The following is a 24,370-nucleotide window of genomic DNA, read 5'->3' on the forward strand; positions in this document are numbered from 1 at the left end:
AATGAAATTGTTTTCGTAAATATAAGAAAAATACCTTTTTTCTCTTGTCTTTTTATAAGTTCGCTGCAGTTAAGTTTTACTTGCAATTTAACCCAATATTTTTTTCACAATTTCTTCAGCTTCAGCTTGTTCTTTAGCCCATTTGCCGCCTTCTTTGAATTTTCCATTTTGCTTTTTTTCTACCTGTAAATAGTAATGCTTAATGTTGTCTGGATGGTCTCCAAAAAGATGTGTTAATAGCTCTCCCTTTTTATTAGCGGTTGCATTTGCAAATTTATTAGAGCTTAATATTACTTCAAAAAGCGAAAGTCTAAATGACATATCTCTTTTCTTTTCTTTATTTTCTTCACTCATGGTTGAGGGTTTGTTTAATAGTTCATTTTTCTTTTTTTCGCAAAAATCACTAATGCCGGAAAAAATAAAATAGTCTGTCCAATTTTTATCTAAAGCGGCGGGAAGAAATTTGACTTCTCCCTTCAAAAATTCAGAGATGTACTCATACCTTTCATGCCCTAGAATTTCATCAAGAAAATACTCTTCCCAAGATGCATAGCCGTTAGTTTTAGTTTTGTTTTTGTACAACGCATAGTACTGTTTATCTTCTATTAGCGAAAAATATTTTTTATAGCTGTCCTCTATTAGTTTGATTTTATCTTCCTGTTTGAATTCTGCTTCGATAAGTAGTGCTATTTCATCAGTAGCATGTTCAATATCTGAATCGAAGAAAGCATTGAGTTGCCAATTTTTGACATAAATCATTTCCCAGAGAACGTTCTTTTTTAGATAATAAGCTTTCCGATTATGAATAAAGAAATCCCCAAATGTCATCACGTCATCATCATTGATGAAAAAATCATCATCATTTTTTTGAGAATCGCTCAATTCTTGTTCTTCAAAAATGCCGCTCTCAATTAAGACTTCAAAAGTATTTTTGATTATGTTTTCAAAGTCAAATCCTTTAAGAATTCTATAATATTTTGTGTCTAATGAACTCATTTTTTTATTTTTTCATTTTCCCATAATTCGCGAAGCTTTTCAGCATTTTCTTTAGGGGTAATTTTTATGTATTTCAAAAATTGTGTTTCAGTACTATGTCCGGTTATCGCCATTATAGTCATGTTTTTCAATTTACCATATAGATTTGAGGCAAAAGACCTTCTACAAGTATGTGAAGAAATTAATTGATATTTCGGATAAATACCTGTTTCTTTCCGCATTTTATTTTTGGAAATTATATCAGCGTCAGGGAAGAAATCTTTGTCCTCTTTTTTATTTATCATTTTAGCACCCTCTACCATTTGAGTGAATCCAACTTCTTTGCAAACTGTTTTGACATATTCGTTAAAAGTTTGGTCTTCCACTTTTTTAGGAAATTCACCACCTCTTTTAGAAAGTATTTCTGCTATTTGTTCATGTACCGGAATGATAACAAATTGACCTGTTTTCTCGGTTTCGACTTCAATAAAATTATCTTTAATATTTATTTTTTTCAATCGTTTAAAATCAGATATTCTTAATCCGGTTCTTAGCCCAATTATAAAATTATCTCTGATGTTGTCTAAACTTTCAGAATGGCTAAAATCATGGTTGTATACGGCGTTTATTTCTTCTTCTGTTAAGTAAACATCCTTTGTTTTATTTGATATAGCCGAAAATTCCGAGTGTCTGTATTGCTGATTTATTGGGAGACCATCAATGTCGATTATTTTACACCATTTTTTTACGTTCGTTATGTAGCCGCCAATTGTGTTGTTATTTATCTTTTCAATATTTTGACAGTAAAACAAAAAGTTTCGATAAAAGTCTAATCCAATATCTTGAAAACGCAATTTAGTTTTGAAGTACTTTTCATAATTTTCAAGTTTGTATTTGGTTGTCGTGTAGTGTTGAATAGTTCTTTTTTTTATGGGTTGACCTTTGTAAAGATTGTTAGGACATTCGTCAATAAATTTTTGAACCCAGTCAACAAAATATATTTTGTGTAGTTCATCCTTATCTACTTGTCCGAAGAAGTTGTTTACATAATCTTTTAGCCAGCTTTTACCATGATGTTTTTGAGAAATGTAATAGGATTGGTACTTCTCAATGAGATAGTTTTCCAAAAGTCTTAGCGTGTTGTTGACTTCATCTTTGTTAGTGGCTGAAACAGTATTTTTAACTATTCCTTTTTTATCGCTCCAGTCACTTAATTTTACATGTAAACCTGTTTTGGTTTTTTGGTCAAATTTATTACTGTCCCACAGCCTTACATAAATGCTTGTGATTTCTGACTTGCCTTTTACTATAAAGAATTTTATTCGCACCTTGTTTTTATTGAAATACGAAGATAAATATTTTGCCGAAATATTGCCGAAAATATCTTAATTAATTTGAATTAATCCTTATTTCCTCAAACTTTTTGAATTTAAAATTACTCTTTAAAGGCTTTATTTGTATAGGTTTATCGTGTTTTTGTTGTTGTGGCGAATTATCAATGTTTTAGATGCTTGTAATACTATTACCCGCACAAACAAGCTCTAACGAAAGTTAGGGCTTTTTTATTGGTGCCAATTAGTTAATAATATGTTCACAGTTTGTTGTTTTTGAGTGTTTTAATTTTTGAAAATTCGATTATTTTTACACCATCAATATTAATTTGAGGTAAAAATCTTTTATTCTAATGAAAGGGAAAAAGCTTATGATAACTGTGGTACTAGGAATTTTTGGATTTGTTTTATTGGCACTGTCTGGTTATTTGCTATATAGAAACAGTTCCAATTCCATTTCGGCGGAAAAACAGAAGCAATTGGATGAAGCCATCAAACAAATCGAGGTTTTGAATGCCGAAATTGTCGAAAAGGATAAAATTGTTGATGAAGCCGAGCAAAAAATAAAGACCTTACGATACGATACTTTTACCTTAACCGCCGGTCAAAATATTCCCATCATAGAAATTGTAGATAACGATTTAAGTGAAGGGAACGTTTCAGAAGAAGGCTCAAAAAAAGTACATAAATTGATGTACCACCATCAAATCAAATTTTCCTTGGTCAATGCCGGGAAAAGTGCTTTAAAAGATGTAATCTTCTCCATTAAGGATGATTACAACAAAGGCAAAGAAAAAAAGAAGATGGCAAAAGCCGTAGCTAGTGTTGATTATTTGGGGAAAAAGGTAAATGATGCGGAATTGGGAGAATATGAAAATATTGAAGTCAATACACTGAATCTGAAATCCAAAAAACTACTTTACACCAGCAACCTTCCGGCAAGTTTTGGCGTAGCCGATTACGAATACCATTTGATTGTGGAATGGAGTCAGGGTTTTTATCAAATGTACATTAAGATTGAAGAAGTCGACGGGAAGTTAAAATATAACTACGAATTTTTTGATGTCAATGGAAACACCATTGATTTCAACAACCTCGAAAACAGTATTAGTAATTAAGTAAAAAGCCTCTCGATGGAGAGGCTTTTTTTATGTTTACTTCCCGGAAGTAATCCAGCGGTTAATTTTCTTTTCCAGTAAGGCTAAAGGCATCACGCCCGATTCTAAAACTTTTTGGTGGAAAACTTTGATGTCAAATTTACTTCCCATTTTGTCTTGTGCTTTCTGACGCAATTCTAAAATCTTTAATTGTCCTATTTTATAAGACAAGGCTTGTCCGGGAATCGCCATATAGCGTTCAATTTCGGCTATGATGCTGGCTTCGCTTTCGGCTTCATTGTCTAACGAATATTTAATGGCCTGTTCACGGGTCCAACCTTTAGCATGAATGCCTGTATCCACTACCAAACGAATCGCACGGTGCATCTCGTTGCCCAACATGCCGAAATATTGGTACGGATCTTTGTAAAGGCCTAAATCTTTACCTAAACTTTCGGTATATAAAGCCCAACCTTCGCCATAAGCGCCAAACCAATTGAACTTTCTGAAATCAGGTAATTCTTGGTTTTCTTGCTGGAGTGAAATTTGGAAATGATGTCCCGGAATCGCTTCGTGTAAAAACAAATCCTCATCTCCATAATAATTGTAATTGGCTACATCCGGAATGGGAACATAAAAGGTTCCCGGTCTTGAACCGTCAGCCAAACCTTGAACATATTCTGCACTGGCAGTTTTTTCTCTGAAAGCTTCGGTTCTTTTGATTTGGAAAGGTGTTTTGGGTTGTAAAGAGAAAAATTTATCTACATTAGGTTTGATAACCTCATTGATTTTTTCGAAGTTGGCAATGACTTCTTTCGGGTCTTTAAAAGGTTTTAGCTCTTTTTTGTTACGTACATGTTCAAAGAATTCTATAATGGTGCCTTTGAATCCTACTTGGGCTTTTACCTTTTCCATTTCTGCTTTGAGGCGTGCCACTTCTTTTAAGCCCAATTCATGGATTTCTTCCGGGGTTTTATCCGTTGTGGTCCATTGTTTTACATAAACTTTATACAAATCATCTCCTCCTTTAAGACTGCCGATACCACTCGTTGTTCTGCATGCCGGAACGTATTCGGTTTTCATGAAATCGATGAGCTTTTGAAACTGAGGAGTTAGTTTAGTGTTGATTAATTCAGCATATTGTTTTGACAAATTACTTTTTTGTTCTTCGGTAAAGTCGGCCGGAAATTTTTTGCAGCTGGAATAGAAAAGATTGTCTTCTGCTTTTGGTGTAATTACATCTTGAAATTGCGGAATGATTTTTTCGGCTAATGCCTTTGGTAAAACCACTTTCTCTTGGATTCCCTTTTTCATATACACTATAGCAGAGTCAATCCAAACTGAATAAGTGTCCATTCTTTTTAGGAAATTTTGATAATCTTTTTCATTTTTGAATGGTTGGGCACTTTCCGCACTGGCGAATTGTCCCATCGTCAAATGCGTTCCCCAAAACTGTTGTATCGGAGTCAAATTGGCATTTTGTTTCAATAAATCTTTCCCGATAGAAACTTCCCAAGCGATGATGTCAAAGCTGTTTTTTTCTTCGTCTGAAAGGGCTGCAGTGTCAATCGTTGCCAATTCTTTTTCGTATTTATCATAGAAAACGGCTTGTTTTTTTCTGTGGAAATCTGTCATTTCAAAGACCAGTTGGTCATTGAATTCGCTTTGCCCGTTTAAGGTAGCTTCCAAAGGGTTTAAAGCATTTTTATCGTTGAAATAGGATTTGACAACAGTGTTGATATCGCCTGTTTTTTCTTCTGATTTGCAGTTTGAGAAAAGTAAAGACAACACAATCATCGCAGTTAATGGATATAAATTCTTCATAATGTTTGGTTTAGTTGGAGTAAAACTATTGGTTTTTGGTCAATGGTATTGTTAACGGAATGATAAATTATCCGTGATACACTCGAGAGGTAATGATGCGATTTTCTTTGATTTCAAGGACTTCAGCGACTAACATGTCGGGTTCATTTTCAACAGTTCGAACATATTCCATAAAAACCCTATCTGAGTTAGAAGTCAACGAAGTGACTTTATAATGTAAAGTGGGCAAACGGTCAAAAGCGTCTTGCCACCAAGAGCGCAAGGCTTCTTTTCCGGTGACTAAGCCATTGGTTTCGGGATGGCGAATTTTTAGTTTGGGACTAAAATGTTCTGCTTCGTCATCATAAAGTGATAATAATTTTTCAAGGTTGTGCGCGTTGAAGGCTTCAAACCAAAGATGGGCAATAGAGAGATTTTTTTCTGCTGACATAATTTTTAAATAAAAAATCCCAAGTAAATGGGATTTTTGTTACGGTAAATATAGACTATTTTTTATACGTTTTTCAAATTGATAATTTCCTGTTCGGTTAGGAAACGCCAATTGCCACGGGGTAAGTTCTTCTTGGTCAAACCGGCAAAAGAAACGCGGTCAATTTTTAAAACATCGTATTTGAAACTTTCAAAAATGGCGCGAACCACTTTTACATTGGAAGTTCTTAGTTTCAAACCAATTTCTGTTTTGGCTTCACCTTCGATGTACGAGATTTCATCTACATATAAACGGTGTCCGTCAAGGGTTACGCCGGTTGAGATTTTTTCCAAATCTTCAAACTTCAGGTTTTTGTCTAAGGTAACTTGGTAAATCTTAGCTGATTTTTGATTGGGTAAACTAAATTTTCGAATCATATCGGTATCATTGGTAAAAACCAATAATCCGGTTGTGTTTTTATCCATACGGCCAATGGGTTGGATTTTGGCTTTGGTGGCGGCGCGAACCAATTCCAATACATTTCTGTGATCGGCATCGTCTTCGTTGGAAGTGGTGAAGTTTTTAGGTTTGTTGAGCAAAATGTATTCTTTGCGTTCCGGGGTTAAAGTGGTACCGTCAAAGTTGACCACATCGCCCGGTTTTACTTTGTAACCCATTTCGGTAATGACTTCACCATTGACTTTCACGTTTCCGGATTGGATGTAAATATCGGCATCTCGACGCGAGCAAACACCCGAGTTGGAGATGTATTTGTTCAAACGAATGTCATCCGATTTTAAGGGTTTCGGGATATTGTTTACCGGTTTAGTTCCGCTCCGTTCGCCTCCGGCTCGGTTGGCTGTTTTTTTGGGAGCGGCATCACCAGTTGTTGGCTTAGCCTTTTTCGGACCTTGCGCTCTTTTTGGCATGGCTGGTTTAGGCTTATTGGAGCTTGGTCGCGAGTTGTTTGGTCGTGAACCGCCTCTTTTATTATTGCCTTCATTCTTGTTCATAAATTCTATAATTTAGTGCAAAGATACGTATTTCAGAGTCTTATCCCGACTATTAAAATGCTATGGTTGGATTTTAGCCCCGGTTGCCATGAAAATCCTCGCAGAGATTGTAATGGAAAACGGGAACCTGCCTGCCTGCCGGCAGGAATGGTTTAGCAATTGCCCATCACTTTCGCTCCTAACGAACAATCGTTTCTACTATCTTTTTGCCGTGAATTAAGACCGAAGGATTGATGAGTACGATGCAAAAGACACCCGAAACGACCAAAAATTTTAGGATGTTGTGGAGTTTGAGGTAATCGGGTTTTGAGTTGGATTTCCAGAGCTTTTGCAGGAAGAAAATCAGGATAATCATGCTGAGATAGAAATAGATATCCATGTAACCGACTTCAAAAATTTCGATTAAGAAATAGATCGGAATGATGGTGGAAATGGTCAAAAGCGTAATGATTTTTTTAGAAAACGCTTCGCCGAATAATACGGGAATAGTTTGGTAATCGTTGGCGATATCACCTTTGATGTTTTCTAAATCCTTAATCATTTCGCGGATGAGAATGAGTAAATACAAAAACGTTGCGTGTGCAAATATTTGCGGGTAAAGATTTTTATAGTACAAAAGAATCGCAAAAAAGGGCAACACTGCCAGGAAAGAAGCGGTTAGGTTTCCGATGATTACTATTTTCTTGAGTTTGTGTGAATAGAACCAAATGAGGAAAATGTAAGCTGAAAAGAACAATACAGCTCTTAGCGAAACCAGGAAAGCCAGCAAAAAGACAATGAAATTTACGGTAAAGTATACTTGGAGTTTGGTTTTTTGACTGACCAATCGGTCGAGTTGGGATTTATTGGGGCGATTGATTAAGTCTTTTTTGCTGTCGTAAAAATTATTGATAATGTAGCCTGAAGCAATGGTTAATCCGGAAACCAAAACAATGATAAACAGGTTGAAATCGAGCAAAACATCCAGCGCTCTTTTTTCGGGAGCCAAAATAAAGATGGCTGATAAATATTGTGCTAATGCTATGACGGGAATGTTATAGCCACGAATCACTGAAAACATGCTTATAATTTTCAGTAAGGTGTGTTTGGTTTTTCGGCTTAACATTATTACAACATTAGTCCTTCGGCTGCGCTCAGGATGACAAAATAGGATTTCATATTTAAAACTGGTAAACCACTTCCAGTTTGTAATCTTTCAGGGATTGTTTGGCCTTTTCTAAATCTTCGGTGAATCCAAGAATGTAACCGCCACCGCCGGAACCGCAAAGTTTTAAGTAGTAATCATTGGTGTCAATGCCGCGTTGCCAAACGCCGTGAAATTGTTCCGGTATCATCGGTTTGAAGTTGTTTAAGACTACTTTAGACAACTGTTTGGTGTTGGCAAACAAAGATTTCATATCGCCGCCGAGGAAATTTTCCACACAAGCGTCGGTGTATTTGATGAATTGGGATTTCAGCATTTTACGGAAGCCTTCTTCTTTTAGGTTTTCCATAAAGATGTTAACCATTGGAGCAGTTTCGCCAACGATTCCGGAGTCTAACAAAAATACTGCGCCTTTTCCGGTCGCACTTTGAGACGGAATGCCGGTAGCTTCGATATTGTCTTTGGAATTGATGAGAATCGGAATGCTCAAATAGCTATTTAAAGGGTCAAGACCCGAACTTTTTCCGTGGAAGGCAGCTTCCATTTGGGAAAAAATTGTTTTGAGCTGCAATAATTTTTCGCGGGTTAGATTTTCTAGAACGGTGATTTTGTCGTTGGCATATTTGTCATAAATAGCGGCAACCAAAGCACCACTGCTCCCAACACCATATCCTTGCGGAATACTGGAATCGAAATACATGCCGCGCTCCACATCGGTTTTTAAAGCGTCTAAGTTGAAAGTCACTAATTCGGGTTGGTCTTTTTGGAGTTGCTCCAAATAGGTTACAAAACGACGTAAACTCGCATTAGATTTAATCGCTTCTTCAGAAGGGTTTTCGTCCACTTTCAAAGCACCGTTGTAAAAGTTATAGGGAATGGATAAACCTTTAGAATCCTTTATAATTCCGTATTCTCCGAAGAGAAGAATCTTTGAGTAAAATAATGGTCCTTTCATCTGTTTTAATTATCAATTATCAATTGACTTCCAAGTCCAATGGCATCACAAATATAGTTACCATTTTGACAATAGCCAACTAATTCGTTAGTAATAAATTGCATCGCTTCAACTCTAACGTTTTCGGGGTACAAAACATGTACATTCGCACCGGCATCGAGGGTGAAACATATAGGAATATTCGTTTTATTTCTGAATTGCCATATCTTATTGATGATTTCCAACGTGTTGGGTTTCATCAAAATAAAATAAGGAATCGAGGTCATCATCATGGCGTGTAAAGTCAACGCTTCGCTTTCTACAATTTTGATAAATTCGGTTAAATCCCCATTTTCTAGTACTTTTTTGATGGCCGATAAATTATCATGCGCTTGGGCAAATCGTTGCTCGGCAAACGGATGATTGTGCATTAAATCGTGTCCGACTGTACTTGAAACTTGCTTTTCGCCTTTGTCTACTAATAGAATGGTATCCTGATAGTTTTTGAAATTGTCATGAATCTTGGCTGGAAATTCCACTCCGAATAAGTCTGAGCTTTCGTTAATTTCGGCATGATTTCCCCAAACAACAACACTTCCTTTTATGCTTCGGCAGGCGCTTCCCGAACCTAATCGGGCAAGGAAAGAGGCTTTTTGGTTAAAGAAACGGTCAGTCATTTCGGGATACAAAGCTTTTTCCAAGCTCATTATATTCATTGCCAATGCTGCCATTCCCGAGGCAGAAGACGCAATTCCGGAACTGTGTGGAAAGGTGTTTTCGGTATCGATGGTGAAATGATAGTTTTTTAAGTAAGGACAATAAATTTCGATTCGTTCCAAAAACTTTTGGATTTTCGGTTTGAAATCTTCTTTGGGTTTTCCTTCGAACAGCAAATCAAAAGAGAAATTAGTGTTGTGTTCTTTTTTGGCAAAAGCCAATTTAGTAATCGTTTTACAGTGATTCAAAGTAAAACTGATGGAAGGATTGGCCGGAATTTGATTTTCTTTTTTGCCCCAATATTTGACTAAAGCAATATTGCTGGGTGCGCTCCATTGAAAACTACCGTTTTCGATAACTGTAGAAAATGGTTTTGAAATAAAATCCTTTTCGGATAGCATAGATTTTGAAATTTAAACAAAGATACATTTTTTATAAAAAGGATGTTCTTTTGTTTAGTATATTTGAACAATATTTAAACAAAATTAACATGCAGAGGATTTTAAGAATAGTGCTTGTGGTGTTCACTTGTTTGACTATTGGTTATTTATCCGGTATGGTCACTCGAGAGAGTATCACGACTTGGTATCCTACCTTAATCAAACCGGTTTTTAATCCGCCGAATTGGATTTTTGCTCCGGTTTGGACGGTGCTTTACATGATGATGGGTGTGGCCGGCGGCATGATTTGGAATCGGATTGATACCGATGAGGAGAATGTCAAGAAGGCTTTTAAGTTTTTTATTTACCAGTTGGCGTTGAATGCGCTTTGGTCTTATTTGTTTTTTGGATTGCACAATCCTTTATTGGCGTTGATTGAAATTGTTTTACTTTGGCTAGTTATTTTTGAAACCTATACACAATTTAAGAAAATTGATAAAATTGCCGGAATGCTCTTTATTCCGTATTTGGCTTGGGTCAGTTTTGCCACAGTGCTCAACGCAAGTATTTGGTGGTTGAATAAATAAAAAAATCCCGTCGATCAGGCGGGATTTTTTATCTCTAAGAATATTCAATTATTGGATTACTAACTTTTTGATGGTTTTTAAATGGTTTTCGGTATTAATTTCTACCAAGTACACACCTTTTGATAAATCGTTTACATTCAAATTGAAAATCTCGTTTGCATGTACCTTAACCGTTTTAACCGCTTTTCCTAACATATCATAGAGTACAACAGTATCAATGGTTTCAGTAGTATTTACCAAACTGATTTGAACATTGTTAGTAGCAGGATTAGGATATAAAATCAAGTTTCCATCCGCAAAAGTAGTATTGCTTAATGCGTTCAAGAATTTCGTATTAAAGGTATTGGTAACAATAGCCGGATTGGAGTCAAAATAAATCGAGGCATTGTTTGGAATGATGTCACCCACTTGGAAGCCCGGATTGGCTTTGATTTTGAATTGCACATAGCCCATACTTCCGTTGACATTAACAAACGAGGATGGAAGATAGATGTTTTTGAATTCCCATTGCAAATGATTGTCATTTCTGGTCATCGTGTAGTTGTGGCTGGCACTAACCATTCTAACGCTTTCCTGATCTAATTGTGAATCAAGTAAATCCTCTATACGAATATCTATCGCACTGGCCGTTCCGTTATTTTGGAATCGGATAGTATAGAACAAATAATCATCAGCAGTAAACTCATTGATTCGAATTTTGTCTCCATGGGCTTCCATTTTGTCATTTGGATCCCAAGAATTTACAACAATTTGTGAATTAGTATACGAATTGTTAACCAAGTTAATATCACTCGCAATAGCTGAAATGGTAGCAGTAGCCGTCAATAAATCATTTAAATTCACTGTAGGGCTTGGAGGAACAGTCATTGTCACTGTGATAATTCTGGTTTCATTTGGCTGAAGATTGGTAAAATTATAAGTGAATCCATTCGCGTTATTTGTAACTCCGGCCTGACTTACATTGTTTATCGTTACTTGAGAAGGTTTTATAAAAGCAACTGTGCCGTCTGAAGCCGCTAGCCCAATATTTTTATAAATTATTCTATTTTGATAAGTTAAGCCAGGTCTTGGCGGACTCAAAGGCGCTATGGAAATACTTAAGTCAGCATAAGTTTGAGTCAAAGTAACAGGGAAATAAAAAAACTGAGTACCGCTACCCACCGCTATACTTATATCGTTATAAGTTGTTCCGGCAGTAGTGTAATAGGCTGTGTATTCCGGTTGTAATTCATAACTAAAATCATAAGAATTGCTTGGATTAGTGTCGTATAAAGCAAATTGACCCGATGGAGAATAACCACTGATATTTGTTCCGGAATCGTTTTGTTGGTAAATAAATGATCCATTAGAAAACAGAGTTTCTCCGGTATCTCTAATGCCGTTATTGTTATCATCCACAAAGGATACTAAAACAATTTTGTCTGCATCAGGGGCACAAGTTACATTAGCAATCCATCCGGGTCTGTTTACACTGTTGTCACTTCTGAATCTGAAGGTCAAACAGCCATCTGGACTTGAAGAGGTAAAAGGGCCAGGGGGAGTTGTGCCCCAATAGCCGCCTGCTAAACCTCCGGGAACGTTGGCAGCCGGATTTGAACTGGCAATTTGAGGCGCATTAATAGAGTTGCCATCAAATACATACAGTGCATCCCAATCCGCTTCCACATCGAAAGTAGTAAATGCAACGGTTACAAGTTCACCCGGAATGGTAGGGCATATAACATAAGTATTATCAGAATTATTAGCATAAAGACTATTTGCTCCGCCGTTATCCACAAATTGACCGCCACAAGCCGGAGGTGAAGATTGGGTGCAAGCAGAAACGCCTACACTCCAAGTACTTGAATCATTGGCAGAACACACCGATCTGGTATAGATGGTGTAACAAGTGTTGGGCGAAAGCCCGGTGATAACAAAAGGATTTACAGTAGATGCTATAAATCCGGTTGTATTAGCATTTGGGACCGGACTTCCGGCCGGAAGGACAATTATATCCCAATTGGTGGCCGAACCGGTTTCAGTCCAACCGGCAACCAGTGAAGTAGGAGTAGCTCCCGAAATTGTTAAAGCAGTTGGTCTTGGACAAGTTGGTGCCGGTGCACACGTAATGTTAGCAATCCAACCGGTTCTATTTATAGTATTGTCACTTCTGAATCGGAAGGTTAAACAGCCGTCTTGACTTGAAGAAGTAAACGGTCCCGGAATTGCAGTTCCCCAAAAACCACCGGGCAAACCACCGGGAACATTTCCGGCCGGATTCGTACTCGCTATTTGAGGCATGGCGGTTGAATTTCCGTCAAAAACGTATAAAGCATCCCAAGTAGCTTCGGTGTTGAATTCGGTAAAAGTAACCGTAACTAAATCTCCCGGATTATCAGGACAAATGGTTGTGGTAACATCTGAACTGTTAAGATAGTTGGCATTTGAACCTCCGTTGTCAACAAATAAACCGCCACATACTGTAGGGCCAATTAGGGTTGTAAAAGTTAATGGTCCAGACCATTCGCTTATTTCCGTTGCATTACACATGGCTCTGACGTAGGCATTGTAACATGTAGAAGAACTTAAACTTGAAAATGTATAGGAGGTTGTAGTTGCGTTTGTTCCGGAAGTATTAGCCGTTGGCGGAGCTGACCCACAAGGGACAGCAATGATTTGCCATCCGGTAGCGGTACCCGCTTCTGTCCAAGTTAAAGTTGTCCCCGAAGCAGTAACATTTGTTGAAGCCAATGAAACGGGTTGAGGACAAGCTGGTGGTGCTGCGCAAGTTACATTGGCTATCCATCCCGCACGGTTTACGGCATTGTCACTTCTAAATCGGAAGGTAAGACAACCACTGGCATGCGAAGAGGTAAATGGTCCCGGTAAAGTCGTTCCCCAAAAACCTCCTGCCAGTCCTCCGGGGACATTGGCGGCTCCGTTAGTACTCGCAATTTGTGGAGCAGTTGTGGAGTCACCGTTAAAAACGTAAAGGGCATCCCAAGTGGCTTCGACATCGAAAGCGGTGAAGGTTACGGTAACATTTTCGCCCGTATTGCTTGGGCAAATTGTGACGGTACTATCGGTATTGCTAACATAATTGGCGTTAGGTCCTTCCGGATCCGTAAACGTTCCGCCGCAGGAAGGGAAATTTTGCGCATAGGAACTTAAAATTGATGCAAAGAACATAGTCCAAAGACTAAAGAGTAGTTTTGTTTTCATTATTGGTTGGTTTTGACTACCAAATATAACTGATTTTGAATTAAATAGCTAAAAAAGAATAAAATTATTTGGCGATTGTTAGTGCCGCAAGAAACCCACTCGTCCAGGCGTTTTGAAAGTTAAATCCGCCCGTAATCGCATCGATATTGACAATTTCCCCGGCAAAAAATAAGTTTTCATGCAACTTGCTTTCCATGGTTTTAAAGTTGATTTCTCTTAAATCAATGCCACCTGCAGTCACAAATTCTTCCTTAAAAGTACTTTTGCCATTCACCTGAAATTGACCATTGGTGAGTTGGTTAGCCAAATTCGTCAATTGCATTTTAGTCAAATCGGCCCATTTGGTTTCATCCGAAATGACGGAAGCCAAAACCAAACTTTCCCAAAGTCGATTCGGAAACTCGAAAGGCGATTTTTTGCTCACCACTTTTTTTGCGTGTTCTTGTTTGAGTTCTTTCAAACTTTCCATGGCTTCGTCAAAAGTAACATCATTGAGCCAGTTGACTTCTAACACAAATTGGTATTTTTTCTCTGCCAAAATTCTGGCGCCCCAAGCCGAAAGTCTTAAGATTCCCGGTCCACTCATGCCCCAATGGGTAATCAATAACGGTCCGGAAGCTTCCAATTTTGTGCCTTTGACTTTCACATGGGCAAAAGCCGAAATTCCCATCAAATCTTTGATTCGAGCGTCTTTGATATTAAAAGTAAATAACGATGGAACCGGTGGAATTATTGTGTGATTCATGCTTTCGAGCAATTCCCAAATCTTAGGATTACTGCCGGTAGTCATGACTAATTTTTGACAAGAATAAGTCTCGTGGTTGGTTTCTACTTTCCAGTAATTGTCACCATGAAAAAGCGATTGCATACTTTGTCCGGTTAGCACGTCAATTTTTAGTTTCTGGGTCAAGCCCAAAAAACAGTCGATGATGGTTTGGGAAGAATCCGTAGTGGGAAACATTCTCCCATCGTCTTCTATTTTCAATTCGACGCCGTGCTTTTCAAACCATTCAATCGTATCGCCTGAACAAAATTGGTGAAACGGACCGCGCAATTCTTTTTCGCCACGCGGATAAAATTTGACCAAATCATTCGGTACAAAACAAGCATGTGTTACATTACAACGGCCACCACCCGAAATGCGCACTTTCTCCAATACGGTTTTACCACGCTCCAAAATAGCGACTTTGAGCTTCGGATTGTTTTCGACAATGTTAATGGCTGTAAAAAAACCTGCCGCACCGCCGCCTACAATGATAATGTCATAGTTTGAGTTCATATTCGCTCGGGAAAATCAGTAATGATACCGTCAACGTTTAACGATGTCACAAAGGTAATATCTTCGGGTTCATTTATCGTCCAAGGAAAAATTTTAAATCCTTTTTCTTTGACTTTCTGAGTTTTTTCAGCCGTCAGCATGTGGTAATAAGGATGAATCGAATAGGCTTTGATGAATTTGGCGAAAGCCAAAGCCAAGTCTAAATCGGTTTCTGTCAAAACGCCAATTCGGATTTCCTCATCGTGAAACCGGACTTCTTGTAACGCATTCCAATCGAAACTCGAAATTAGGATTTTAGTTTTTTCGAATATGTTTTTATCTATCAAATCCAAAACAGCTTGGGTGGCCGAAAACGTTTTGATTTCTACATTGATTTCGCAGCGATTGTCCACTTGTTCGAATACGTCGCGTAATGTTGGAATCCCTAACTTTTGCAATTCTTTAGCGGAATAATCGGTAACCAAACCCACGCTCGAAGTCGTACGGTCAATGGTTTCATCGTGTATGACCATCGGCACTTTATCCAAACTCAATTGTACATCGAGTTCAATCATGTCAACGCCTAAGGCAATGGCTTTTTGGAAGGAAGCCAAAGTGTTTTCGGCTGCATGACCTTTCGCACCGCGATGACCGATTATGAGCATGGTTATAATTTTTCCAATAAAACTATCGTAGCATTAGTGTCTAAAGTCACTTTTCCATTTTCAACAGTGGCTTCTTTGTTCGAATAAGTATCTTTTACTTTGGTTCCGTTAGTAAAAACAGTTCCGACAGAAATTTCTTTTTTCCCTATTGGCAAATCTAATCCTACGACTACTTGGTCGTTGTAATTGCCTTTGCTGTAAGTTCTGCTAAAGACATAAGGCGATTGCGAAATCATTTGGTGTACTCCGGCGCCAACGGCAGGATGGTTTTTTCTGAATGTTCCCAAAAGTTGGTAATGCACCAATAATTGGTTTTTGGTTCTGTCTGTTTTCAAATCATTCCAGTTCATAAACGAACGCAAAGTAGCATCGCCTTGAGTGCCTTCAATTTCAAGAGAACGAGCAGTTTCGTCTCCGTAATACACTTGCGAAATGCCCGGTGCCAACAACAATTTGGTTCCCGATTCAAAGGTTTTTTCGCGTTTTTTATCAAATGGCCAACCGTCATCGTGCGACGTTACATAGTTCATTACGGTGTTGCCTTTCAAATCATTTTGCAAAATGTTAGAATACTTAGAGAACAATTCTTCATAGTTCATTTTGGCCTCATTTCTGAAATCGAAATTGATTAATCCGGTGAAACCATTAGCGTAATAATCTACTTTTTTATCCCCAAAATCATAGAGTCTTTTCGCTCCGATATTGTAACCATACACTTCACCAACGGTAAAGAAACCATTGTTGTCTAATACTTTGGATGGGTTGCTCTTTTTGAAATCGGCGAAAGCCCTATCGCATACTTTTTTGAAATCGGCCCAAACATCTTCGGTGGTGTGTTTGGCGGTATCGACTCTATATCCGTCAATACCATAATCGGTAATGTAATCTGAAAGCCATTTCATGATGTAATATTTCGGAGCTCTCGGATAACCTGTTTTTTTGAAAAAAGCATCCAATTCGGCTACTTCTTGTTCGTAACGACCTTCTTTCTTCCATTTTTCGACCAACATTGGCGGCAAAGCAACGTTTTCATTGCTCTCGGTTTTCACATCCGGAAGGTTTTCTACTAACGTACAATTGATGTAAGTGTCGTAAGACTGGTAAGTACATTTAGGCGACGTTCGTACCCAATCGCTCGGATAAACCGGGTCAAGTTCTGTAACCGGTCCGGTGTGATTGATTACAGCGTCGAGCATGATTCTGATGCCTTTGGCGTGTGCTTTTTCGACCAATTCTTTTAAATCTTCTTTGGTCCCGTAACTTGGATCAACTGCTGTCCAATCTTTGGTCCAATAGCCGTGAAAGCCATACGAATTACCCGTGCCTTCATCGACTGAGCCGTGAATTTGCTCTACAACCGGTGTCATCCAAATGGCGTTGATGCCGAGATTGGTAAAATAGCCTTCGTCTAATTTCTGAATTACACCACGAATATCGCCGCCTTCAAAGCCGCGTAAAACACCGGTGGGTTTATTGCGGTTGATGATTTTATCATTGGCCGGATTGCCGTTTTGGAACCTATCGATTAAAAGGAAATACACATTGGCACTTTCCCAAAGGAAAGGCGTTTGTGCAGCAGTTGGTTGTGTTTTTACCGTTTCTTTGGTGCAATTACAACCCAACAATAGTAGGGCAGCGGAAAGCGTAAGCAGTATATTTTTCATATTAGTATTCAATTTTAATTTCAGGTGTAGTGCCTTTTTTCCAGGTTACCGGAATTAATAGAGGTTCGTTAAAGGTTTTGAAAACCATTTCTTGTCCGTTAACAAAAATGCGTTTGGCTTTGATGTTATGAATCAATACCGAAACCGTTTTGTCTGTTGCCGTATAGTTTTTTCCAACGGTTGAAGCTAGTTTTATAACCAATTCCTTCCCATTGTTATTGCTGATGAAATTCAATATTTCGTATTGTCCTTTTTCAAAAGCTTGTGGCGTTTCCCCGTTGTCGTTGTATAATTTCCCTGTTGAGGTTTTAACCGTTTCATCAAAGTAAAAATGCAAATTGAAGTTGTCCACCGAATATTTTGAAGTGTTTGGAATGGTTTCAATCATCGGAACAAAACTACCGCCGCGAACAAATGTCGGAATATGGTCTTCCTCTATTTTTACAAAATCAGATTTTCCTCCAAAATGTTTTTCACCAGTGTAAAATTCAAACCAGTTACTACTTTTTGGAAAATATATCTCAGAATAAAAAGGTTCTTCTGGGAGTGGTATTGTTATTGGCTTAATCAAAAAAGCATTACCCCAAAGATAGCTTTCCTTTTCGTTGAGCAATTTTTCATTCGTTGGCTCTTCAAAGAATAACGGACGCATTAACGGTGTTCCTTTTTGGTTGTTTTCAAAAGCCAAAGTGTAGTTGTAAGGCATCAATTGGTAGCGCAATTCTACTGCTTTTTTGGCTTTGGCCTTGGTGTGAACATCTTTATAAGTTACTTCCGATGCCACATCTTCTTGAGCATGCGGACGGAAAATCGGGTTGAAGACGCCGTATTGTAACCAACGCAAATACAATTCGTTATCGAAATAATCACCGGCAAATCCGCCTAAATCCGAGTGCATATAGGCCATGCCTTGCATTCCCATTTGCATCGCGATTTCCATTTGGGATTGCAATCCGCCCCAACTCCTGGAAACGTCGCCACTCCAAGGCATCATCCCAAAACGTTGCGAACCCGAATAACCGGCGCGCATTAGGATAAATGGTCTTTGGTTTGGAAAATCTCTTTGGTAACCATCGGCGATTAATTTGGCCCAATTATGACCATAAATATTGTGGACTTCATCCGCTTTTCCGGCTGCTGTTATCGCTTTGGACGGGAAGACTTCCGGTTCGCCTAAATCGCCCCACATGCCGCCGACACCTTGGTTAATTAAGCGTTTGTACACATTCCAAAACCATTGATTGCCTTCCGGTTTAAAAATGTCGACTACACTGGTATTTCCGAAATAAAAATCCCAAGTGGCCGGTTTTCCTGTTTTATCGGTAACCAATATTTTCTTATCGACAGCTTCTTGCCATTTGGATGAGGTTGTCAGAATGAAAGGTTCGGTGATTAAAATTGTTTTGACGCCTTTGGTCTTCAAATCGGCTATCATTTTTTCGGGATTCGGAAATTGTTCTTTGTCCCATTCGAGATTGCCCATGGTGCCTTGTACGGTTTTGCCAAACCAATACAAATCGAGGATAATTGCATCTACCGGAATGCCGTCGGAGTTGAATCGATTAATCGTTTTTTCGACTTCTTCTTGGGTATGATAGCCAAATCGGCTGGAGAAATTCCCAAAAGTCCAGCGTGCCGGCATCGGTTGTTTTCCGGTTAAATCGGTATAATTGGCTACTAAATCTTCCCAAGTATCGCCTACGATGACCTGATAGGTTTTTCTGCCGGAAATGGTTTCGTATTCTAACGTATTGTTTTTTTTACTGTCTAAATCCAAATGACCAATCGCGGCGTTGTCGAAATGCACGGCGTACAATTTGGAAGACAAAACCAGCGGAATACAGAAGTTCATCAACTCGGCACGGGTTTCATAACCATAATGGGCTCTGTTGTATAAAGCCAAACGATTTCCACGACGGTTCATGCCTAAAGCTCTTGCACCGCCGCCAAATAATACTTCTGAATTATCGAGATTGAATTGTAAAACTTCGGTGCTGTCCTTTTTGATGTAGCCGTTTTTTTCAGACAACAAGACTTTGCCTTTATTGGAATAAGTAATTCTAAAAGGCGATTTGTTGATCACAACCGTAATGTCTTTAGTGAAAAGCGAAATCGAATGGTCTGTTTTGGAAACAGCGGTTTTTATTTTTTCAGGGGTTTTGATTACGGCATGCGAATTGGCATTGAAACTTTCCCCGTTTGGCACAAAAGAAGTCTCAACAATTTTATCGGAATAAGGTTTGATGCGATAAGTTCCGTCACTGGTTTTTATTTCCAATAGGTTATTTTTCCAGCTATGTGAAAGGTAATTTCTATTGGCGTTTTGGGCGAATGAAAATGTGGTAATTAATAATAGTAGTAATAGCTTTTTCATTTTGTTTAATTAATCTCGCAGAGGCACAAAGGCACAAAGGCACAAAGCATTTTTATTTATTTTGCGTCTCTGCGACTTTGCGAGACTTATTTATTTTAACTCTAAGACTAAAACCGATTTCCCTTCAATAGTCACATCGTTTTTTAAATCAAAAGAAGCATTGCTTAAAACGTCTTTTCCTGATTTGTAATGGTTTAGATTTTCTTGAAATCTGTTGGTTTTGAAGGTTTGTTTTTCGTTGCTGTTATTTACAACTACCATCACGCTTTCTTTTTCGTTGTAACGGAAGTAGACGTAAACATTGTTTTCCGGAATGTAATGTGTTGTTTTGCCAAAATGAATCACATCTTTTGATTTTCTCCAGTTGAATAGTTTGGCTGTGAAATCGTAGAATTTGTTTTGCTCTTCAGTTCGACCGGCTTTGGTGAAAGCATTATTGGTGTCGCCATTCCAACCACCGGGAAAATCATGACGAATATCGCCATCGCCTTTGCCTTTGTCACCGGCCATCGCAATTTCGGAGCCGTAATACAATTGAGGAATTCCTCTAACCGTAGCCAAAATAGTCATTGCCATTTGGTATTTTTTGAAATCGTTTTTGTAAGCTTGATTGATACGATTGGTGTCGTGATTTTCGGCAAAAATTAAAATGTTGTTGATGTTGGGATACAAAAAATCATTGGCAAAATTATCATATACTCTGATCATTCCTTTATCCCATTCGCCTTTGTCTTCGTTAAACACTTTTTCCAAAGCATTGTATAAAGTGAAATCCATTACACTTGGTAAATAGGAATTATAACTTTGAATGGCGCCAATTTTACTATCTTTTTGCCAAAAAGCCATTTGCGCTTGGTCTTGCATCCAAACTTCACCTACAATATTGAAATGCGGGTATTCATCGGTGATGGCTTTGGTCCATTTGGCTATACCGACTTTGTCATTATACGAATAAGTATCCACACGGAAACCATCTAAATCGGCATATTCAATCCACCAAATGGCGTTTTGCGTCAGGTAATTTAATACCAAAGGATTCGACTGATTCAAATCAGGCATCGACTTTACGAACCAGCCGTCCATACAATATTTAGCATCGCGTTCGGAAGCATTAGGGTCGAATTGTGTCGTCATTCTGTAATTAGAATTTGTAAATTCCGGGAATTGGTGAACCCAATCACGTGTGGGTAAATCTTTGTACATCCAGTGTTGCCAACCCCAATGATTGGTTACATAATCCATAATGTTTTTCATGCCGCGTTTGTGCAATTCGGCGCTCATACGAACATAGTCATCATTAGTTCCGAAACGTGCGTCAATTTTGTACACGTCGGATTGACCGTAAGTATGATACGAACCTCTTTCGTCATTGTCTTCGCAAAGTGGCGTTGGCCAAACAGCAGTCGCACCAAGCGATTGTATATAGTCTAAATTTTTGATGATGCCTTCAATATCACCGCCGTGTCTTCCGTTGTCTTTGGAACGATCCATTTTTTCGGTTAAGGCTGCATTATTGTCATTGTTTGGATTTCCGTTGGCAAATCGGTCCGGCATTAAAAGATAGATTACATCAGAACTGTCGTAGCTTTTGCGGAAGCGAGAATTTTCCCTTCTGGTTTTAAGCGAATAGTTTTGGGTGAAGGATTTTTTGCCATTTCTAAACGTAAACACAAAATCTTGGGCTGAAACATTTTTGGTTTCAATGGTTACAAAAAGGTAATTCGGGTTTTCGGTTTTTTGAATGCCTTTGATGATGATGCCGTTGGAAACAGTGACGTCGTTTTGGGCAATATTTTTGCCGTAAAACATGATTTGAACATCGGAAAGCGTCATGTCATTCCACCAAAACGGTGGCTCTACTTTGTCAATTTGGGCGAAAGCCGAAAAAGAGATTAAAATCATTAGTATTGTTAATCTCTCGAAGGCGCGAAGGCGCGAAGGGTTTTTAAGATAATCCATGAACTACTCGTTTTATGCCGTTTTTAATTAATGCTTCATTAAAATTTATTAATAATCCTAATTTTAAATTAGTGACTCTGATATACGTTAAGAGTTGTTTTAAATGAATATTTGAAATTTTTTCAACTGATTTTATTTCAATAATAACTTTGTTTTCAACAATTAAATCTGAGCGAAAACCGATATCTAGATGGATATCTTCCCAAATTACAGGAATAGGTTTCTGTCTTTCTACCGTTAAACCTTTTTTTGTTAATTCATGATGTAATATTGCTTCGTAAACACTTTCTAATAAGCCTGGACCAAGTCTTGTGTGTATTTTGTAACTTATGTCAACTATGATTTTTGAAAGTTCGTTTTCTGTCATATTTATATTTTTATAGTCATGAAAAAAATGTTTTCTCGCAAAGGCGCTAAGACGCAAAGGTTTTATGTTTTATTTCTTTAGTTATGTTTAAAAAACAAAGTCGCAAAGTAAAATATCTTTGCGACTTTGTGTCTTTGCGAGAAATTACACAGTCACCAAACTATTCGGTTCTACTAAAATGGCTTTACCATTGACAAAAACCGAAATCGCTGTTTCGCCTTCCAGGGTAAAGTTGGTTTCATTTTGGTGAACAGCCACTTTTAAAATTTGGTTTCTAAAATTGATTTTAAACGAATACCCATCCCAGTCTTTCGGAATTCTTGGTTCGAAATGCAAAGTGTCGTTTTTAACTCTCATTCCGCCAAAACCTTCCACAATACTCATCCAAGTGCCGGCCATTGACGTGATGTGTAACCCTTCTTCGACTTCTTTGTTGTAATCGTCTAAGTCTAAACGTGACGTTCTTAAATAGAACGTATACGCTTGTTCCATTCGGCCTAAAACAGCAGCTTGAATGGAGTGTACACAAGGCGATAACGAACTTTCGTGAACAGTAAACGGTTCGTAAAAGTCGAAATGTTTCTCCAATTGTTCTTTGGTAAAATGATCTTCAAAGAAATAGAAACCTTGTAGCGTATCGGCTTGTTTGATATAAGGAGAACGCAGGATTCTGTCCCAAGACCATTTTTGGTTGATTGGGCGTTGTGATTTGTCTAAATCGTGTACTTTGACCAATTCTTTGTCTAAGAAACCGTCTTGTTGTAAATAGACATCGTGTTCTTCAGAATACGGAAAATACATGTGGTCGGCTACTTTTTTCCAGTGAAGGATTTCGGTGTCTTCCAATTTTACTTTACTCATGATTCTGGTGTAATCAGAAGCATATTCTTGTTTTACTTTTTCGATTTGCTCGATGGTATAATCGATACACCATTTGGCAATATAATTGGTGTAAAAGTTATTGTTGACGTTGTTTTCGTACTCATTCGGACCGGTTACGCCTAAAATTACGTACTGATTTCTATACGTAGAGAAAGTTGCTCTTTGGTGCCAAAAACGGGCAATTCCGATTAACACCTCCAAACCTTTTTCAGGAATGTAACTATAATCTCCGGTGAATCGGTAGTAATTGAAAATAGCGAAAGCAATAGCGCCGTTTCGGTGGATTTCCTCAAATGTGATTTCCCATTCGTTGTGGCATTCTTCGCCGTTCATGGTTACCATCGGATACAATGCGGCACCATTTTTAAAGCCCAATTTTTCAGCATTTTCAATGGCTTTGTCCAATTGGTTGTAGCGGTAAGCCAAAAGGTTTCTGGCTACTTGTTGGTCTTTGGTCGCCATGTAAAAAGGAATACAATAGGCTTCGGTATCCCAATAAGTGGAACCGCCGTATTTTTCTCCGGTGAATCCTTTCGGACCGATATTCAAGCGAGAATCTTTGCCCAAATAGGTTTGGTTCAATTGGAAGATATTGAACCGAATTCCTTGTTGGGCTTTCACATCACCTTCAATAGTGATATCGCTCATTTCCCATATTTTGGCCCAAGCCTCGATTTGGTTTTGTAGTAAACGATCATAGCCTAAAGCCAATCCTTTTTGAATTACTTTTTGTGCTGCCGGTATCAATTCGGCAGAAGCATGATTCATGGAAACGGTGTAACCACCCAATTTTTGGAAAGCTACCGTTTGGCCTTTTGAAACCAGTTGCTCATAGGTAAAAACCACTTTGTCTGAAGTAGTGTCTACAAAGGTTGGTTCGGCGTTTTGATTTTCGTTATTGATGAAAATGCTGTTGTGCATATAAGTAGCTACTTCAAAATGCGTTTTGAAAGTACGCGCTACGACAAAAGCTTCGTTATTTTGATGTTGGGTTTCTAATGGTTCCCAAAATTTCTCTTCCCAGTTGGCGTCTTCATTGTGTACTCCGGCGTCTAGATAAGGTTTGAAAACGATAGTCGCATCATTGTTTTTCGGAGTGATTTCGTATTTGATTACGCCCAATTCATCTAAATCCAAAGAAAGAAAACGTCTGACATTAACATCGATTTCGATTCCGTTGTTCAAAGTGGCTGAAAAAGAGCGATTGTACCAACCTTCTTTCATGTTCAGTTCGCGTTTGAAGTTGGCTATTTTACAAGCAGCCATGTCCAGTGTTTCACCATTGATTTCGATTAAGATTCCAATCCAAACCGGTGCGTTTAACACTTTGGCAAAATACTCCGGATAGCCGTTTTTCCACCAGCCCACTTTGGTTTTGTCCGGGTAATAAATCCCGGCGATGTAACTTCCTTGGAAAGTGTTGCCTGAATAGAATTCTTCAAAATTGGCACGTTGACCCATGGCACCGTTTCCGATACTGAATAAACTTTCCGAGGATTTTACGCTGTCTAAATCAAATCCTTCTTCAATAATTGACCAGTTATCTGGTTTGATATAATCTTGGTTCATTGTAATTTTTTTATTGTCCT

18 protein-coding genes are annotated in these 24,370 nt (G+C 38.3%); 2 read left to right on the forward strand and 16 right to left on the reverse strand.

The genetic code is table 11. From position 1 onward, the window contains the following. Positions 1-87 precede the first annotated feature (87 nt). Entirely contained in the window at positions 88-996 is a 909-nt protein-coding gene (locus tag HA632_RS10020) for a hypothetical protein (protein ID WP_176307028.1), read from the reverse strand. Next, the gene (locus HA632_RS10025) at positions 993-2,303 is read right to left on the reverse strand and encodes a phage integrase SAM-like domain-containing protein (RefSeq protein WP_176307029.1); all 1,311 of its coding nucleotides are present in this window, start codon (positions 2,301-2,303) and stop codon (positions 993-995) included. Before HA632_RS10025 ends, HA632_RS10020 begins: the two co-directional genes overlap by 4 nt. A gap of 356 nt (positions 2,304-2,659) precedes the next feature. Here HA632_RS10025 and HA632_RS10030 point away from each other — a divergent pair, with 356 nt between their 5' ends. After that, complete coding sequence (locus tag HA632_RS10030) at positions 2,660-3,424, forward strand: hypothetical protein (protein ID WP_176307030.1); 765 nt, start codon at positions 2,660-2,662, stop codon at positions 3,422-3,424. A gap of 36 nt (positions 3,425-3,460) precedes the next feature. Here the strand turns inward: HA632_RS10030 and HA632_RS10035 are convergent, their stop codons facing one another. The 6 genes from HA632_RS10035 to HA632_RS10060 form a co-directional block, all read right to left on the reverse strand. Then, complete coding sequence (locus HA632_RS10035; protein WP_176307031.1) at positions 3,461-5,227, reverse strand: DUF885 family protein; 1,767 nt, start codon at positions 5,225-5,227, stop codon at positions 3,461-3,463. Positions 5,228-5,294: 67 nt separating this feature from the next. Next, on the reverse strand, positions 5,295-5,657 hold the full coding sequence (locus HA632_RS10040; protein WP_176307032.1) for a nuclear transport factor 2 family protein: 363 nt from the start codon (positions 5,655-5,657) through the stop codon (positions 5,295-5,297). A gap of 62 nt (positions 5,658-5,719) precedes the next feature. After that, positions 5,720-6,649: a pseudouridine synthase gene (locus HA632_RS10045; protein ID WP_176307033.1), complete on the reverse strand. Its 930-nt coding sequence runs from the start codon at positions 6,647-6,649 to the stop codon at positions 5,720-5,722. Between the two features lie 178 nt (positions 6,650-6,827). Next, complete coding sequence (locus HA632_RS10050) at positions 6,828-7,754, reverse strand: geranylgeranylglycerol-phosphate geranylgeranyltransferase (protein WP_176307034.1); 927 nt, start codon at positions 7,752-7,754, stop codon at positions 6,828-6,830. Positions 7,755-7,809: 55 nt separating this feature from the next. Further along, a complete protein-coding gene (locus tag HA632_RS10055) occupies positions 7,810-8,748 on the reverse strand; it encodes a mevalonate kinase (protein WP_176307035.1) in 939 nt (312 codons plus the stop codon). A 5-nt stretch (positions 8,749-8,753) separates the two neighbouring features. Continuing rightward, entirely contained in the window at positions 8,754-9,845 is a 1,092-nt protein-coding gene (locus HA632_RS10060) for a diphosphomevalonate/mevalonate 3,5-bisphosphate decarboxylase family protein (protein WP_176307036.1), read from the reverse strand. 89 nt (positions 9,846-9,934) lie between these two features. On the opposite strand from HA632_RS10060, the gene HA632_RS10065 reads away from it, so the two are divergent. Beyond that, positions 9,935-10,411 (forward strand): TspO/MBR family protein, encoded by a 477-nt coding sequence (locus HA632_RS10065; protein WP_176307037.1) that lies wholly within the window; start codon positions 9,935-9,937, stop codon positions 10,409-10,411. A 48-nt stretch (positions 10,412-10,459) separates the two neighbouring features. Here the strand turns inward: HA632_RS10065 and HA632_RS10070 are convergent, their stop codons facing one another. The 8 genes from HA632_RS10070 to HA632_RS10105 form a co-directional block, all read right to left on the reverse strand. Continuing rightward, positions 10,460-13,612 carry a T9SS type A sorting domain-containing protein gene (locus HA632_RS10070; protein ID WP_176307038.1) on the reverse strand — a complete coding sequence of 1,051 codons (3,153 nt, stop codon included), beginning with the start codon at positions 13,610-13,612 and terminating at the stop codon, positions 10,460-10,462. A gap of 64 nt (positions 13,613-13,676) precedes the next feature. Then, positions 13,677-14,891 carry an NAD(P)/FAD-dependent oxidoreductase gene (locus HA632_RS10075; protein ID WP_176307039.1) on the reverse strand — a complete coding sequence of 405 codons (1,215 nt, stop codon included), beginning with the start codon at positions 14,889-14,891 and terminating at the stop codon, positions 13,677-13,679. Further along, positions 14,888-15,535, reverse strand: a complete 648-nt coding sequence (locus HA632_RS10080) for a glycerophosphodiester phosphodiesterase family protein (RefSeq protein ID WP_176307040.1) — start codon at positions 15,533-15,535, stop codon at positions 14,888-14,890. Before HA632_RS10080 ends, HA632_RS10075 begins: the two co-directional genes overlap by 4 nt. Before the next feature lie 2 nt (positions 15,536-15,537). After that, entirely contained in the window at positions 15,538-17,199 is a 1,662-nt protein-coding gene (locus HA632_RS10085) for an alpha-amylase family glycosyl hydrolase (protein WP_176307041.1), read from the reverse strand. A 1-nt stretch (position 17,200) separates the two neighbouring features. Continuing rightward, the gene (locus HA632_RS10090) at positions 17,201-19,573 is read right to left on the reverse strand and encodes a TIM-barrel domain-containing protein (RefSeq protein WP_176307042.1); all 2,373 of its coding nucleotides are present in this window, start codon (positions 19,571-19,573) and stop codon (positions 17,201-17,203) included. 90 nt (positions 19,574-19,663) lie between these two features. Next, the gene (locus HA632_RS10095; protein ID WP_176307043.1) at positions 19,664-21,532 is read right to left on the reverse strand and encodes a glycoside hydrolase family 13 protein; all 1,869 of its coding nucleotides are present in this window, start codon (positions 21,530-21,532) and stop codon (positions 19,664-19,666) included. Continuing rightward, on the reverse strand, positions 21,519-21,899 hold the full coding sequence (locus HA632_RS10100; protein ID WP_176307044.1) for a GxxExxY protein: 381 nt from the start codon (positions 21,897-21,899) through the stop codon (positions 21,519-21,521). The genes HA632_RS10095 and HA632_RS10100 overlap by 14 nt, the downstream gene beginning before the upstream one ends. Before the next feature lie 144 nt (positions 21,900-22,043). After that, complete coding sequence (locus tag HA632_RS10105; RefSeq protein ID WP_176307045.1) at positions 22,044-24,350, reverse strand: glycoside hydrolase family 65 protein; 2,307 nt, start codon at positions 24,348-24,350, stop codon at positions 22,044-22,046. Positions 24,351-24,370: the final 20 nt, after the last annotated feature.

The organism is Flavobacterium sp. J49 (genome assembly GCF_011742145.1).
In the GTDB taxonomy this organism is placed as follows: Bacteria; Bacteroidota; Bacteroidia; order Flavobacteriales; family Flavobacteriaceae; genus Flavobacterium.